The following is a 15762-nucleotide window of genomic DNA, read 5'->3' as shown; positions in this document are numbered from 1 at the left end:
GAGACACCGTGACATCGGTCGACAGCACCATCCAGCTCATCGAGCGGGGAGCAGCCCCCGGCGAGACCTGCGCGCCCGAGCTCGCCGACGCGCCCTGGTCGTTCGACCTCGGCGTCCCCGCGTACGGTCCCGGCGCCTCGCAGGCGGACCCGATCCCGGCGGCGTCGCCCGTCCAGGGCCGCCTCCCCGACGAGTACACCGCGGCGAGCGCCGACGAGCTGCACCGCCGCATCCTCGCGGCGAAGGAGACGCTGGGCGAGCGCGTCGTCGTGCTCGGCCACTTCTACCAGCGCGACGAGGTGGTGCAGTACGCGGACTTCGTCGGCGACTCCTTCCAGCTCGCCAAAGCGGTCGCGAACCGGCCGGACGCCGAGGCGATCGTCTTCTGCGGCGTGCACTTCATGGCGGAGACGGCGGACATCCTCTCCCGCCCCGACCAGGCGGTCATCCTGCCCAACCTCGCCGCCGGCTGCTCGATGGCGGACATGGCCGACATCGACTCCGTCGAGGACGCCTGGGCCGAGCTGACCGAGCTCTACGGCACCGAGCCGGACGCCGACGGCCGGGTGCCGCTGATCCCGGTGACCTACATGAACTCCTCCGCGGCGCTCAAGGCGTTCTGCGGGCGCAACGGCGGCGTGGTCTGCACCTCGTCGAACGCGACCACCGTGCTCGAGGACGCGTTCGCGCGCGGGCAGCGGGTCCTGTTCTTCCCCGACCAGCACCTCGGCCGCAACACCGCGAAGGCGATGGGCGTGCCGCTCGAGCGGATGCCGATGTGGAACCCGCGGAAGCCGGGCGGCGGCTCGGACGAGGCGACGCTGCTCGACGCGCAGGTCATCCTCTGGCACGGCTTCTGCTCGGTGCACAAGCGCTTCACAGTCGCGCAGATCGAGCGCGCGCGCCTCCAGCACCCGGACGTCCGCGTGATCGTGCACCCGGAGTGCCCGATGGCGGTCGTCGACGCGGCGGACGAGTACGGCTCGACCGACTACATCGTCAAGGCGATCCAGGCCGCGCCGGCGGGCAGTACCTTCGCGATCGGCACCGAGATCAACCTCGTGCAGCGCCTCGCGGTGCAGTATCCGCAGCACACCATCTTCTGCCTCGACGACGTGGTCTGCCCGTGCTCGACGATGTACCGGATCCACCCGGGGTACCTCGCCTGGGTGCTGGAGGGGCTCGTCGCCGGGACGGTGCACAACCGGATCTCGGTCGACGACGCCGTGCAGGACCAGGCGCGGGTGGCGCTCGAGCGCATGCTCGCCGCGGTGCCGCCGGCCGGTCCGGTCGCCCCGACTCCCGCCGCGGGGGTCTGACGTGACCCGCACGGTCGTGGTCGGCAGCGGGATCGCCGGCCTGGTCGTCGCCCTGCTGGCCTCGCGCCGGCACGAGGTGCTCCTCGTCACCAAGGGCGCGCTCGCGGAGTCGAGCACACGCGCCGCGCAGGGCGGGATCGCGGCCGTCACGACGGACGACGACTCGGTCGCGCTGCACGTCGAGGACACCCTGACCGCCGGCGCCGGGCTCTGCTCGCGCTCGGCCGTCGAGGTGCTCTGCGCCGAGGGGCCGGCGGCGGTCGCCGCGCTCGTGGCGTGGGGCGTCGGCTTCGACCGCGACGGCGACCGGCTGGCGCGCGGACTCGAGGGCGCGCACTCGCGGCCGCGGATCCTGCACGCGGGCGGCGACGCGACCGGCTCCGCCATCGAGGAGGCGCTCGTCGCCGCGGTGCGCGCCGCCGCCGTCACCGTGCTCGAGGAGACCGTGCTGGTCGACCTCGTGCGGGCGGGTGCCGCGGTCACCGGCGTCGACGTGCTGAGGGAGGGCCGGGTCCAGCGGATCGACGCCGACGCGGTCGTCCTCGCCACCGGCGGCGCCGGGCAGCTCTACCTGCACACGACGAATCCCGCGGTCGCCACCGGCGACGGGCTCGCGGCGGCGCTGCGGGCCGGTGCGCAGACGGCGGACCTGGAGTTCTACCAGTTCCACCCCACCTCGCTCGCCCTGCCGGGCGGGTTCCTGGTGTCGGAGGCGGTCCGCGGCGAGGGCGCGGTGCTGCGCGACGCCGCGGGCGAGCGCTTCCTCGTCGGCGTGCACCCGGACGCCGAGCTGGCGCCGCGCGATGTGGTGGCGCGCGCGATCGCCGACCGGATGCGGCTCCAGGGCGGACTGCCGGTGCACCTCGACGCGCGGGCGATCCCTGCCGAGGTGCTCGCGCACCGCTTCCCGACGATCTCCGCCGCCTGCCGCGCGGGCGGGCTCTCGCTCGCCGACGACCTCATCCCGGTGACGCCGGCCGCGCACTACTGGATGGGCGGGATCGCCACCAACCTCGACGGGCGGACCAGCCTCCCCGGGCTCTTCGCCGTCGGCGAGGTCGCCTGCACCGGCGTGCACGGCGCGAACCGTCTGGCGTCGAACAGCCTGCTCGAGGGCGTCGTCTTCGCGCGACGGGTCGCTGCGGCGCTGGACGACGGGGCTCGGGCCTCCTCCGCCTCGGACTCCGCGCCGCCCACCGCCCTCGTGCCGCTCGCCCTCGACCGGGCGCTCCTGCAGGAGACGCTCTGGACGGGCGCCGGGCTCTCGCGCGACGCCGCAGGCCTCGAGTCGGCCCGCGCCGCGCTGGCCGCGGCCGGCTCCCCCGCGCCGCTGACCCGGGCGACCCTCGAGGACGCGAACCTCCGCGCCTGCGGTCTCGCCCTGATCGACGCCGCCCTGGCCCGCGCCGAGTCGCGCGGCGCCCACCACCGCACCGACCACCCCCACCCCTCGGCGAGCGCCTACCGCGTCGCCGGTACGAGAAAGGTCGCCGTCCCGTGCTGACCCGTCAGAGCATCGAGCGCATCGTCACCCTGGCCCTGGAGGAGGACGCCCCCTGGGGCGATCTCACCTCCGACACACTGCTGCCCGCCGACGCGACGGCCTCCGCGGCGCTCGTCGCGCGCGAGCCCGGCGTCTTCAGCGGCGGCGCGGTTCTGCTCGGCACCTTCCTGCAGGCCGACTCGCGGATCCGCGTGCAGGACGTCGTCCCGGACGGCACGGTCTTCGCGGCCGGCGACGTCCTCGCGCGGATCGACGGTCCGGCCGGCGGAGTGCTGCGCGGCGAGCGCGTGGCGCTGAACCTCGTGCAGCGGATGAGCGGCATCGCGACGCTGACCGCGCGGTACGTCGAGGCCGTGGCGGGCACCCGCGCGCGCATCGTCGACACCCGCAAGACCACTCCGGGACTGCGCGCCCTCGAGCGGCACGCGGTGCGCAGCGGCGGCGGGCACAACCACCGCTTCTCGCTCTCGGACGCGATCCTCGCGAAGGACAACCACCTCGCGATCCTCGCCCAGCGCGGTCTCGACCTGACGGACGCGCTGCTCGCCGCCCGCGCGGCCGTCTCGCACACGACGCACATCGAGGTCGAGGTCGACCGGCTGGAGCAGATCGGCGCGGCCCTCGCCGGCGGCGCCGACACGATCATGCTCGACAACTTCACGTCCGAGCAGCTGGCGCAGGGCGTCGCGCTGATCGGCGGCCGGGCCGTGGTGGAGGCCAGCGGCGGGGTGAACCTCGACTCGGTGCGCGCCATCGCCGAGGCCGGTGTCGACGTGATCTCCGTCGGGGCGCTGACGCACAGCGTCCGCTCGCTCGATCTCGGCCTCGACATCGCGATCGAGGCTCCGGCGGCGTGATCTACCTCGATCACGCCGCGACCTCGCCCGTGCGCCGCGAGGTGCTCGAGGCGATGTGGCCGTTCCTTACCAGCGAGTACGGCAATCCGTCGAGCAGCCACGCACTGGGCGACTCGGCGGCGCGGGCGCTGGAGGAGGCGCGGAGGCACGTGGCGCGCTTCCTCGGCGGGCGCGCCTCGGAGGTCCTCTTCACCTCGGGCGGGACCGAGTCGATCAACACGGCGGTCAAGGGCATCGCTCTCGGCGGTCTGGCGCTCGATCCGTCCCATCGGCACGTCGTGATCTCGGCGATCGAGCACGAGGCGACGGTCGAGTCCGCGGATCACCTGCGCCGGCTGCACGGCGTCGAGATCTCGGTCGCGCCGGTGGACGCGGAGGGGCGGCTCGACCTCGACGCGCTCGCCGCGCTGCTGCGGCCGGACACGGCGCTCGTCTCGGTGATGGCGGCGAGCAACGAGATCGGGACGGTGCAGGACGTCGCGGCGATCGCGGCGCTGTGCCGGCCGCTGCGGATCCCGCTGCACGTGGACGCCGTGCAGGCGGCGGGCTGGGTGGATCTCGCCGGACTCGGTGCGGACGCGGTGTCGATCTCGGGGCACAAGCTCGGGGCGCCGAAGGGCGTGGGGGCCCTGCTGCTGCGCAGCCGGGTGCCGTTCGAGCCGCTCGTGCACGGCGGCGGGCAGGAGCGGGCGCGGCGCTCGGGGACCGAGAACGTGGCGTTCGCGGTGGCGCTCGGCGTCGCGGTGCAGCTGGTGGATCCGGCGCGGGGCGACCGCGTCTCGGCGGTGCGCGGCGCCTTCGCGGCGCGGGTCGCGGCGGAGGTGCCCCGGGCCGTGCCGCTGGGGTCGGCGGAGCACCGGCTGCCGTCGATCGCGTCGTTCGTGGTGCCGGGGCGCAGCGGCGAGTCGATCCTGCTGGCGCTGGAGGAGCGCGGCGTCGTGGTGTCCAGCGGCTCGGCGTGCGCCGCCGGCCGGGACGAGCCGTCCCCGACGCTCCTGGCGCTCGGGCTCGAGCCGGCCGTCGCGCAGACGGCGGTGCGCTTCAGCTTCGGCGCGGAGTCGACGCCGGCCGACGCGGCTGCCGCGGCGGACGCATTCGCGGCGGTGCTCGCGCGGGCGTGACACCTGCCGATGTCAACCTGGTCGACCTCTTTCGCTGATCTCCGACGGCGTCATCAGTGGTCGGGATGCGCTCCCGCTGACGCCGATCCCGGCGCCCAGATATCGAACCAGTCCGCCAAGGATTCGAGTGTTGCCCTCCACGTCTCATCATGGAAAGCCTGCGAGGCACGGTCATAGTAGATGTCCGTGATGCCGTTCCCGTAGACGAGGAAGTCGTGAGGTGTGGGAATCGAGCTCATCGGACCGTGCGCCCGCTGATAACTACTGCGATAGACCTCGCCGCCCTCGGCGAAGACAGCACGCACGCCGGTTGCACGCAACTGCTGAAAATCGAACTCGCCTCGAGGTAGGGCGCATGAGACCAGAAACGCCATGTCGATGCGCTCAGCGTCACTCTCCATCAATCGCCAGACGTCGGGGCCGGCCGGTGAGAAGCCGAGAATCGCTTGCGGCACGGGCGTTTCACTGCTGTCAGCGACATGATCGAAGACGGCCCTGATCTGCTCCGGCGTCGTCACGTCGGGATCGTCGATGACGAGGGAGGCGTATCCTTTCGCTGACAGTTCCGCTGCCGATTCCTCGACGAACTCGCTCCCTGGGCCGCCGCCCGCGATCAGAACGAGCGCACGGGCGACGACGCCGTCCTGCTGGCGGTGCAGTGCAACGTGACGCTCGACTCCATCGACGTCGATCCTCACGTCCTCGAATCGTGGGACGGCTGAGGACTCCGGCGAGCAACCACAGAGAACTGCCGACAGCGACACGGAGATAGTGAAGATACGAAGCATTCGTCTGCTCTTCAAGGGCGACACCGTCAGAGGACAACCTCAGGTCGACCGTTCACTGCCTCCAGCGCTCTCAGAACGCGATCCGTGCAGTCCTTCTCGTCGAGCCAGAGCTGCCATTCACCCTTGTGCGGAGCCTGGTTGAAGAGCGTGCATCCACCGAGTCGGTAGAGACGAGTTGCCAGCTTGGCTTTGACCGCGGCCTCACACTCCTTCTTCGTCGGATAGAACCCGTGGTAGTAGACGGCCGCGAGCTGGACTTCCGTGCCGCCCGGCGGTTCGACGACGTTACCTGCGGCCGATACCAGGACGGCAGCGTCTCGACCGGGACCAGCGGAGGGCGGGAGTGTCGATGTGAGCGCAACGACGACGAGTGCTGCGGTTCCGACCACGACACGCGTCAGCCCTCGCGCCCGCCGGGAGCGTGGATCGCCTTTCATCATGAGATCTCCTTCTTCTTTTCTTTTCCGAGGTCGACTTCTGTCGATCCGGCGATCGGGTGCATCCAGCTGGACACGACGACTGCGTCCGCGTGCTCGATGTCGAGCTCTGCCGCCGCATCCGCGGAGAGGGCGCGGACGAGCGCGCACACCCGGAGACGTCCGAAGGGATCGACGAAGCGACCGATGTCGAGCAGCTCGTCGCGGAGAGCCCCCGACTCGAAGATCTCGTCGATGGCATCGAGATCGGCCTCCCCCCAGGGCGACCGTGTGAGAGCGAAGGCGTCACCGAGGAACGGCTGAAGCGCGTCTCGGGCTGCTGTCGAATCGGTCGCACTCGCGACGCCGACCCAACCGTCCGGCAGCTGATGTGCGACATAGGAGACGAGAACGTCGGCTCGCAGCCGATCGAGGGCGGCGAGGAGATCAGGAGCGAGCGCATCGGAGTGGGAGACGCGCCCGGTGGGAATGATCGAGCGATCGATCCGATCGCCGAGGTGCTCCGGAAGACGCACGGGATCGAGCGCCGCGACTACTCGAGCGTCGGAGATCTGCTGGCCGTCCCAGTAGCCCTGCAGGGTGGTGACGCCCTCCCGCTGGAAGCCGAGTGGAAGGTCGGTCAGGACTTCGATGCCGGCCGCGTGCTGCAGAACGTGGTCGTAATGCCCTCGGCCGATCGCCGCGAGGCGTATGCGCCCGCCGTCCGCCCGAACCCGACCAGTAGCGACGACGAGGTCATCGCGATCGGAGGAGACGCCCTCCTCCTGAGGGAGGCGTCGGGACTTCCTACTACTCCTGACGGAGCTCGACCGATCACGATCCTCCACGTGAACCTCCTGGCATCGTTGCACTCGACGAGAGCCATGACGGCCCACCGTCTCGTCGGTCACTTCTTGGAAGCGAAGATACTTCACTTCCGTCTGAATGACAATACGCAGATGGTGTCTTTGCCAGGACGTCTGACCGGCTCGTCGGATGCGCAGCGGGAGACGAGCCCTGGAAGCGAGCTGGCCGGTGCGCGCTCAGCAGCGCTCGATCGCCAGGGCGACGGAGCGCAGAGCGGGCCGACGACCGGACAGAGCGCGCCGATGTCCTCGAGTTCTTGCGCCGGGAAGGCTCTGGCTGTCGATCGTGCCTAGGGTCCTCTACGGACCAGGACGACGACGATCCTGCAGAAGGACGATCGGTCGGTGTGCAGATGGTGATGCGCGAGCGGACGCAGTCGTCCTCCCGGTCCGGCGTCAGGGCGGCAACCGTCCTCGCGGTCGTGACCGCGGTCCTCAGCGGCTGCGCTCTCGGACTGCCGCCGATCGACGGATCCGCACCGCCGCCGCCCGCTCCGAGCGCCGTCCCGAGTGTCGACGGACCCGGTCCGGCCGTTCCTCTCGATCTCGAGGCGTTCGATGCGATCAACCGGGAGACGGTCGCCTCGATCGGCGATCCGAGCGGGGCGGATCTGACCCGGGCGCTGATCGCCGGTGGCGTGAACCGGGCCGGTCTGGAGATCACGGCCGACATCACGGCCGCCGACAAGAGGGCCGATGCGGTCTTCGTCGTGGTGAGGGTCGGCGACTCCTGCCTCGTGGGTCAGTACCGGCACAAGGCCTCGGGCGAGGACGGCGGCCCGAGGTACCTCGGGTCGGTCGTCGCGCCGCTCGCGACCGGTCGGTGCCTGATCGGGGACCCGGTTCCCGTCGAGTGATGATCGCGCGGGTGTGATGCTGATCGAGTAGCCCGCAGAGCGGGCGTATCGAGATCCACCGACGGCAGACGAGAAGGCCGCAGACCCGCCCAGGTGGGGACGGTGGGTCTCGATACGCCCCTGCAGGGCTACTCGACCAGCATGCAGTCGCGGCAGGCCCCGACAGGGCTACTCGACCAGCATGATGGGCGGCGGCGATCCCGAAGCGGCGGCGGCACGCCGTCTCGCCGCCGCTCACCCCGCTCCCGACACGCCGGATGCGCGACGGATGTCGGCCGATCGGGAATGTCGGAGGTCACCGGCAGTGTTCTGGGACTCGTACGACCCGTCGCATCGACGTCACCCTGGCGATGCGCCCCCTCACGACGATCCCCTTCACGACCGGAGACGCACCTGTGACCGAGCGCACCCTTCCCGAGACCCGGCCCGCCGCCGCGGCCGACAAGCCCTCCACGGCGCTCGACCCGCGCAGCCGCCTCGTCATCAGCCTCCTGCTGGTGTCGGCCTTCGTCGTCATCCTCAACGAGACGATCATGAGCGTGGCGCTGCCCGACCTCATGCGCGACTTCGGCGTCGAGGCGCACGTCGGCCAGTGGCTCTCGACCGCGTTCATGCTGACGATGGCGGTCGTCATCCCGATCACCGGCTACCTGATCCAGCGCCTGCACACCCGCACGCTGTTCGCCGCCGCGATGACGCTGTTCAGCATCGGCACGCTGACCGCCGCGCTCGCGCCGACCTTCGAGGTCCTGCTGGCCGCGCGCGTCGTGCAGGCCGGCGGCACGGCGATCATGATGCCGCTGCTGATGACCACCGTGATGACCCTCGTCCCGCCGGCGATCCGCGGCCGGATGATGGGCAACATCTCCATCGTCATCTCGGTCGCCCCCGCGGTCGGCCCGACGATCTCGGGCGTCATCCTCAACTTCCTCAGCTGGCGCTGGATGTTCTGGATCGTGCTGCCGATCGCGGTCGGCGCGCTCCTCCTCGGCCTCCGCAAGGTCGAGAACGTGACCGAGCCGCGGAAGATCCCGATCGACTCGCTCTCCGTCGTGCTCTCGGTCTTCGGCTTCGGCGGCCTGGTCTACGGCCTCAGCAGCCTGGGCGAGGGCGGCGAAGCGATCGTCGCGCCCTGGGTGCCCTTCGTCGTCGCCGGTGTCGGCCTCGCGGCGTTCATCGTCCGCCAGCTGCTGCTGCAGAAGACCGACCGCGCCCTGCTGGACCTCCGCACCTTCTCCTCCGGCAACTTCACCGTGGTCATCGTGATGATGGCGGTGAGCATGTCGGCGCTCTTCGGCACGCTGATCCTGCTCCCGCTCTACACGCAGAACGTGCTCGGCCTCACCCCGCTCGAGACCGGCCTGCTGCTGCTCCCCGGCGGGCTGCTGATGGGTCTGCTCGCGCCGTTCGTCGGCCGCGGCTACGACCGCTTCGGCCCGCGGGTGTTGCTGGTGCCCGGCTCGATCATCGTCGCCGGTGCGCTGTGGGGCTACACGACGCTCGACGAGAACTCGGTCTCCTGGTTCATCCTCTCCCTGCACGTGGTGCTGAGCCTCGGCCTCGCGCTGGTCTTCACGCCGCTGTTCACCGCGGGCCTCGGCTCGGTGCGCCCCGCGCTCTACTCGCACGGCAGCGCGATCATCGGCACGGTCCAGCAGCTCGGCGGCGCGGCTGGCACGGCGCTGTTCGTCACCGTGCTGTCGGTCCAGTCGGCCGCGCTCGCCCGCGAGGGCGTCGACGAGGTCGTCGCCACGGCGGGCGGCATCCACTCCGCGTTCGTCTGGGGCGCCTCCATCGCCACCGCCGCGATCGTCGCCGCCTTCTTCGTGAAGCGGCCCGCCGAGTCGGACGTGCCGCGTCCGGTGGTCGCGCACTAGCCCCCGTGCCGGTGCTCCGCCTCCGCGCGGGGCACCGGCTGTTCACCTCCGCGTCACCGGGTGCCCCTACCGTGGCGCCCCGGTCGACCCGCTCCCGGAGGCGCGACCGGGACGGAGAGCACTCGTGAGCACGGCCGCGCATGCCCAGGACCCCCTCGACGCCGGCACCCTCGCCCCGGCACCGCGCACCCTGATCGACGTGCTCCGAGACACCGCCGAGCGCCACCCCGACGCCTCCGCGCTCGAGGACCCGGCCGGCGCGCTCAGCTATCGCGAGCTGCTCGCCCGCGTCGTCTCCGCCGCCGGCGAGCTGACCGCCGCGGGGGTCCGCCGCGGCGATCGGGTCGGCGTGCGGATGGCGAGCGGCTCGCGCGAGCTGTACCTCGCGATCCTGTCCATCCTCGCCGCCGGCGCGGCCTACGTCCCGGTCGACGCCGACGACCCCGAGGAGCGGGCGCGACTCGTCTTCGGCGAGGCCGCCGTCCGCGGCGTCGTCACCGGCTCCGGCCGCTTCGAGCGCGTCGATGCGGAACCCGCGCGGCTGTTCACCGGCTCGGCGCCGCATCCCAGCACCGCCTCGATCCCGCTGCTGCAGCCGCCGACCCTCGAGGACGACGCCTGGATCATCTTCACCTCGGGCTCCACCGGCACGCCGAAGGGCGTGGCCGTCAGCCACCGCTCGGCCGCCGCCTTCGTCGACGCCGAGGCGCGCGTCTTCCTCCAGGCCGAGCCGCTCGGGCCCGGAGACCGCGTGCTGGCGGGCCTCTCCGTCGCGTTCGACGCCTCCTGCGAGGAGATGTGGCTGGCCTGGCGGCACGGCGCCTGCCTCGTGCCCGCCCCGCGCTCGCTCGTGCGCAGCGGGATGGACCTCGGTCCCTGGCTGACCACGCACGGCATCACGGTCGTCTCCACCGTGCCGACCCTCGCTGCGCTCTGGCCCGCGGAGTCGCTGGAGAACGTCCGGCTGCTGATCTTCGGCGGCGAGGCCTGCCCGCCGGAGCTCGGCCAGCGCCTGGCCGTCGACGGCCGCGAGGTCTGGAACACCTACGGTCCGACCGAGGCGACCGTCGTCGCCTGCGCCGCTCCCCTCGGCGGGCCCGGCCCGGTGCGCATCGGTCTGCCGCTGGACGGCTGGCGGCTGGCCGTCGTCGATCCGGAGGGCCGCCGTGTCGGCGAGGGCGAGGTCGGCGAGCTGATCATCGGCGGCGTCGGCCTGGCCCGCTACCTCGACCCGGCGAAGGACGCCGAGAAGTACGCGCCCGCACCGACCCTCGGCTGGGAGCGCGCCTACCGCTCCGGCGACCTGGTCCGCTTCGAGAGCGCCGGGCTCGTCTTCCAGGGCCGGGCCGACGACCAGGTCAAGCTCGGCGGTCGGCGGATCGAGCTCGGCGAGGTCGAGGCGGCGCTGCAGGGCCTGCCAGGAGTCTCGGGCGCCGCGGCCGCGGTCCGCACCACCGGCGCCGGGATCCAGGTCCTGGTCGGCTACCTCGCCCTGGCCGGTGGACGCGAGCTCGACCGCGACGCCGCCCTGACGCGCCTGCGCGAGGAGCTGCCAGCCGCCCTCGTCCCGCTGCTGGCCGTCGTCGACGAGCTGCCGACCCGGGTGTCGGGCAAGGTCGACCGCGCGGCCCTGCCGTGGCCGTTGCCCGAGAGCACCTCGGCGGACCCGGGGCTCGACGCCGAGACGGCCTGGCTGGCCGGCCTCTGGCGCGAGGTCCTCGGCGTCCCGGTCGACGAGAGGGCGAACTTCTTCGACCTCGGCGGCGGCTCGCTCGCCGCCGCCCAGCTCGTCGCCCGGATCCGCGAGCGCGACCCGGAGTTCACCGTCGCCGACGTCTACGCGCACCCACGGCTCGCCGCGATGTCGGCCGAGATCACGAGCCGTGCGACCGGTGCCGGCGAGGTCTCGACCCACCGGATCGCGCCGGTCCCGCGCCGGATGCAGGTGCTGCAGACCCTGCTCGGCGCCCCGCTGCTGGTGCTCGGCGGCGCCCGCTGGACGACGGTGGTGCTCACGGTCTGCGCCCTCCTCGACCTGCTGCCCGGCTTCGGCTGGCTGCCGACAGTGCCGCTGCCCGGGCTCGTCGTCGCCTTCGCGCTCTTCTGCACCCCGTTCGGCCGGATGGGCCTCACCGTCCTCGCCGCCCGCTCGCTGCTGCGCGGCGTGCGCGCCGGCGACCATCCGCGCGGCGGCGGGGTGCACCTGCGGCTGTGGCTCGCCGAGCGGATCGCGCACCAGCTCGGCGCCGTCAGCCTCGCCGGCGCCCCCTGGGTCGCGCTCTACGCCCGCGCCCTCGGCGCCCGGATCGCCGACGACGTCGACCTGCACTCGCTCCCGCCGCTCACCGGGATGCTCACTCTCGGCCGCGGCGCCGCCATCGAGCCCGAGGTCGACCTCTCTGGCTACTGGATCGACGGCGACGTCCTGCGGGTCGGCGCGGTCCGCGTCGGCGCCGGCAGCACGGTCGGCGCCCGCAGCACGCTGCTGCCCGGCACGCGGATCGGCAAGAACGCGCAGATCGAGCCCGGCTCCGCCGTCTTCGGCCGGGTGCCCGCCGGCCAGCGCTGGGGCGGCTCGCCCGCGCAGCGCCTCGGCAAGGCGAGCGCGGGCTTCCCCGCCGAGCGCCCGCCGCGCGCGACGCCGTGGGTCTGGGCCTATGCCGTCTCGGCGGTGGGACTGGCCGCCGTGCCCGTGGTCTCCTTCGCGGTGGGCCTGGGTGTGCTCGCCCTCGCCACGCAGGGCTCCGCCGATCTCGCGGAGGCACTCCCCCGCGCCCTCGCCGCCCTCGTCCCCGCGGTCGCCGTCACCGGCGTCGTGCTAGGCGGGCTCGTCGTCGTGCTCGTGCGCCTGCTCGGCCTCGGCGTCCAGGCCGGCACGCACCCCGTGCGCGGCCGGATCGGCTGGCAGGTCTGGTCGACGGAGCGCCTGCTCGACCACGCCCGCGCGCTGCTCTTCCCGCTCTACTCCGGCCTCTTCACTCCCGTCTGGCTGCGGCTGCTCGGCGCGAGGGTCGGCCGTGACGTCGAGGCCTCGACCGTGCTGCTGCTGCCCGCGATGACGACGATCCGCGACGGCGCCTTCCTCGCCGACGACACCCTCGTCGCCTCCTACGCCCTCGGCGGCGGCTGGATGCGGCTGGCCCGCGCGGAGATCGGCGAGCGCGCCTTCCTCGGCAACTCCGGGATGGCCGCGCCCGGCCACACGGTGCCGGCGGGCGGACTGGTGGCGGTCCTCTCCTCCGCCCCGCGGAAGTCGAAGGCGGGCTCGTCCTGGCTCGGCTCGCCGCCGGTGCGGCTGCGGCGCACGGTGGTCGAGGCGGAGTCGGCGCGCACGTTCCGGCCGGCCGCGCGCCTCCGCGCCGCCCGGATCGTCTGGGAGCTGCTGCGCTTCGTCCCGGTCGTCGTCTCGATCGCGATCGGCCTCGGCGTCGTCGTGGCGCTGCTGGCGTTGGTGCCGGTGATCGGGGCGCTCGCGACGGCGGTGGTCGGCGGGGTCGTCCTGCTCGCGGCCGGCGCAGTCGCGGCGGGCGTCTCGACGGCGGCCAAGTGGCTCCTGATCCAGCGCGTGCGCCCGAGCGAGCACCCGCTCTGGTCGTCCTTCGTCTGGCGCAGCGAGCTGGCCGACACCTTCACCGAGATGGTCGCGGCGCCCTGGTTCGCGCACGCCGCGGCCGGCACTCCCGCGCTGGTCTGGTGGCTGCGGAGCCTGGGCGCGCGGATCGGCCGCGGCGTCTGGTGCGACAGCTACTGGCTCCCCGAGGCCGATCTCGTCGATCTGGGCGACGGAGCGACCGTGAACCGGGGCTGCGTCGTGCAGACGCACCTGTTCCATGATCGAATCATGAGCATGGATCTCGTGAGTCTCGACGCCGGCGCCACTCTCGGCCCGCACAGCGTGATCCTCCCCGCGGCGACGATCGCGGCGCACGGCACGGTGGGCCCCGCCTCGCTCGTGATGCGCGGCGAGCTCGTGCCCGCCGGCAGCCGCTGGAGCGGCAACCCGATCGGCCCGTGGCGGGAGGTGCGCGTCGGCGACTACCACGCGCCCGTCGCGTGACCCCCGCGCAGACCGGACTGGAGTCGGCGGGCGACCCGTACCTGCCGGGGATCGGCAACACCGGGTATCGCGTCGAGTCCTACGACCTCGATCTCGACTACCGGGTGTCGAGCAACCGGCTCGCCGGTCGCGCGACCCTGCGGATCCTCGCGCTGCAGCCGTTGCGCCGCTTCTCGCTCGACCTCAGCCGCCTCCGAGTGACCCGGGTGCGGGTCGGCGGTCGCAAGGCGCGAGCCGAGCAGGGCGCGCACAAGCTCCGGATCACGCCGGCCGAACCGCTCGAGGCCGGCGCGAGCGCGCTCGTCGAGATCGAGTACGGCGGCCACCCGGGTCCCCGCGCCAGTCACTGGGGCGAACTCGGCTGGGAGGAGCTGGCCGACGGCGTGCTCGTCGCCTCGCAGCCCTCCGGCGCGTCGACCTGGTACCCCTGCAACGACGACGTCGCCGAGAAGGCGACCTACCGGATCCGGGTGAGCGCGGAGGAGGGCTACTCCGTGCTCGCGAACGGCGTGCTGCTCGAGACGAGCGAGCGCTCGGGCCGGCGCACCTGGCTCTACGAGCAGCTCGAGCCGACCGCGAGCTACCTCGCGTCGGTGCAGATCGGCCGCTACGTGCTCGAGGACCGCCTGCTCTCCGGAGTCGCGGTCACCCTCGCGCGCCCGGCCGCCCTGGCCTCGCGCGTCGCGCGCGACTTCGCTCCGCTCGGCGGCATGCTCGCGTTCTTCTCGCAGGTGTTCGGCCCGTATCCGTTCCGGCAGTACACCGTCGTGGTGACGGCCGACGAGCTGGAGATCCCGCTCGAGGCGCAGGGCATGGCCGTCTTCGGCGCGAACCACGTCGACGGCCGCGGCGGCTCGGAGCGGCTGATCGCCCACGAGCTGGCGCACCAGTGGTTCGGCAACAGCGTCGGCCTCGCCCGCTGGCGGCACATCTGGCTGAACGAGGGCTTCGCCTGCTACGCCGAGTGGCTGTGGTCCGAGGAGTCGGGCGGGCCCACCGCCGACGCGCAGGCGCGCCGCCACCACGCGCTGCTCCGGCTCCAGCCCCAGGACCTCGTGCTGGGCGACCCGGGGCCGGTCGATCTCTTCGACGACCGCGTCTACAAGCGCGGGGCCCTCGCGCTGCACGCGCTGCGCCTCCGGCTCGGGGATGCGGCGTTCTTCGGGCTGCTGCGCACCTGGACCGGTCGGCACGCCGGCGGCACCGCCACCGAGGACGACTTCCGCGCGCTCTGCGCCGAGGCCGCCGGTGACGCCGGGGTCGCCGGCGTCGAGGCTCTGCTCGACGCGTGGCTGATCGAGGTGCGGCTGCCGCCGCTACCGCCCGCCCACTGAGGCGAGCGAGTCCTCGAGCGCGTCGCCGTGCTCGCGGCGCCAGCCGATGATCGGACCGGCGCCGCCCACCGCGTCACCCAGCGCGACGCTCACGCGGAGCGCCGGGTCGATCCGCGGCTCGGCGAGACGGAAGCGCGACTCGTCGATCCGCGCCTCCGCGGCGAAGCGCGACTCGTGGATGCGGACGCGCCGCGGATCGACGTCCAGCCCGCGGCCGTCCGCCTTGAGCGCCGCCTCGATGCGGGTCCAGTGCAGGATCGGATCGGCTGCCCGGAACCCGCCCGTAGCGAAGGGGGCGCCGGCGATCCGCGTGATCGCGATCCCGCGCTCGGCCGGACCCTCGACGGGCTCGACGTCGACCCCCACGACTCCCGCGCTGCTCGCCGCGACGACGACGGCGCCCGCGCAGTGCGCGATGCTGACGGAGAGGTGCTCGGCGCCCTCGATCCAGGGGCGCCCGTGCGCTCCGCCGCAGCGCAGGCAGCGGGCGGTCACCTGCACCGCCGTCGCCGGCCGCTCGAGCAGTTCGCCCGCGAGCATCCGCAGCAGCACCCGGCCGAAGACGAAGCGCTCGGCCACCGCGGCCGACCCCGTCGCGCGGTAGCGCTCCCGCTCGGCTGGGCCGAGCAGCGGCAGCAGCCGCTCGGCGCCGAGGCTCTGCTCGTCGAGCGCGAGCCAGCGCAGATGCACCCCCGGCAGGTCGTGCACGGCGTCGACCGTCCTCGTCCCGTCCCCCATGATCCCGTCCCCCTGTTCCCTCTGCCGG

The 15762-nt window shown here is 73.1% G+C and carries 12 protein-coding genes; 8 read left to right on the top strand and 4 right to left on the bottom strand.

The genetic code is table 11. The annotated features are described in order from the left end of the window. The first annotated feature begins 8 nt into the window (after positions 1–8). Genes nadA through GTU73_RS07515 form a run of 4 tightly spaced genes read left to right on the top strand, consistent with a single transcriptional unit; the run spans position 9 to position 4801 of the window. On the top strand, positions 9–1319 hold the full coding sequence (gene nadA / locus GTU73_RS07530) for a quinolinate synthase NadA (RefSeq protein WP_160088280.1): 1311 nt from the start codon (positions 9–11) through the stop codon (positions 1317–1319). A 1-nt stretch (position 1320) separates the two neighbouring features. Beyond that, positions 1321–2823 (top strand): L-aspartate oxidase, encoded by a 1503-nt coding sequence (gene nadB / locus GTU73_RS07525; RefSeq protein ID WP_160088278.1) that lies wholly within the window; start codon positions 1321–1323, stop codon positions 2821–2823. Further along, complete coding sequence (gene nadC, locus GTU73_RS07520) at positions 2817–3680, top strand: carboxylating nicotinate-nucleotide diphosphorylase (protein WP_160088276.1); 864 nt, start codon at positions 2817–2819, stop codon at positions 3678–3680. Before nadB ends, nadC begins: the two co-directional genes overlap by 7 nt. Then, positions 3677–4801 (top strand): cysteine desulfurase family protein, encoded by a 1125-nt coding sequence (locus tag GTU73_RS07515; RefSeq protein WP_160088274.1) that lies wholly within the window; start codon positions 3677–3679, stop codon positions 4799–4801. Before nadC ends, GTU73_RS07515 begins: the two co-directional genes overlap by 4 nt. A gap of 53 nt (positions 4802–4854) precedes the next feature. On the opposite strand, the gene GTU73_RS07510 is transcribed toward GTU73_RS07515, so the two are convergent. The 3 genes from GTU73_RS07510 to GTU73_RS07500 form a co-directional block, all read right to left on the bottom strand. After that, positions 4855–5499, bottom strand: a complete 645-nt coding sequence (locus tag GTU73_RS07510; protein WP_160088272.1) for a hypothetical protein — start codon at positions 5497–5499, stop codon at positions 4855–4857. Positions 5500–5615: 116 nt separating this feature from the next. Next, positions 5616–6029: a hypothetical protein gene (locus GTU73_RS07505; protein ID WP_160088270.1), complete on the bottom strand. Its 414-nt coding sequence runs from the start codon at positions 6027–6029 to the stop codon at positions 5616–5618. After that, a complete protein-coding gene (locus GTU73_RS07500) occupies positions 6026–6853 on the bottom strand; it encodes a hypothetical protein (protein WP_160088268.1) in 828 nt (275 codons plus the stop codon). Before GTU73_RS07500 ends, GTU73_RS07505 begins: the two co-directional genes overlap by 4 nt. A 440-nt stretch (positions 6854–7293) precedes the next feature. Here GTU73_RS07500 and GTU73_RS07495 point away from each other — a divergent pair, with 440 nt between their 5' ends. The 4 genes from GTU73_RS07495 to GTU73_RS07480 all read left to right on the top strand — a co-directional run bounded on the left by GTU73_RS07495 (position 7294) and on the right by GTU73_RS07480 (position 14996). Further along, positions 7294–7728 carry a hypothetical protein gene (locus GTU73_RS07495; RefSeq protein ID WP_160088266.1) on the top strand — a complete coding sequence of 145 codons (435 nt, stop codon included), beginning with the start codon at positions 7294–7296 and terminating at the stop codon, positions 7726–7728. Between the two features lie 395 nt (positions 7729–8123). Then, on the top strand, positions 8124–9605 hold the full coding sequence (locus tag GTU73_RS07490; RefSeq protein ID WP_244231808.1) for a DHA2 family efflux MFS transporter permease subunit: 1482 nt from the start codon (positions 8124–8126) through the stop codon (positions 9603–9605). Positions 9606–9729: 124 nt separating this feature from the next. Beyond that, a complete protein-coding gene (locus GTU73_RS07485; protein ID WP_160088262.1) occupies positions 9730–13662 on the top strand; it encodes a Pls/PosA family non-ribosomal peptide synthetase in 3933 nt (1310 codons plus the stop codon). Beyond that, the gene (locus tag GTU73_RS07480) at positions 13659–14996 is read left to right on the top strand and encodes a M1 family metallopeptidase (protein ID WP_244231807.1); all 1338 of its coding nucleotides are present in this window, start codon (positions 13659–13661) and stop codon (positions 14994–14996) included. Before GTU73_RS07485 ends, GTU73_RS07480 begins: the two co-directional genes overlap by 4 nt. On the opposite strand, the gene GTU73_RS07475 is transcribed toward GTU73_RS07480, so the two are convergent. Beyond that, positions 14979–15734 (bottom strand): hypothetical protein, encoded by a 756-nt coding sequence (locus tag GTU73_RS07475; RefSeq protein WP_160088260.1) that lies wholly within the window; start codon positions 15732–15734, stop codon positions 14979–14981. The two genes, GTU73_RS07480 and GTU73_RS07475, sit on opposite strands and share 18 nt — an antisense overlap. Positions 15735–15762 lie beyond the last annotated feature (28 nt).

It is taken from the genome of Rathayibacter sp. VKM Ac-2804 (assembly GCF_009866655.1).
GTDB lineage: Bacteria > Actinomycetota > Actinomycetes > Actinomycetales > Microbacteriaceae > Rathayibacter.
Note: the sequence above shows the minus strand (reverse complement) of the source record. Positions and strands in the feature narration are given on the sequence as shown.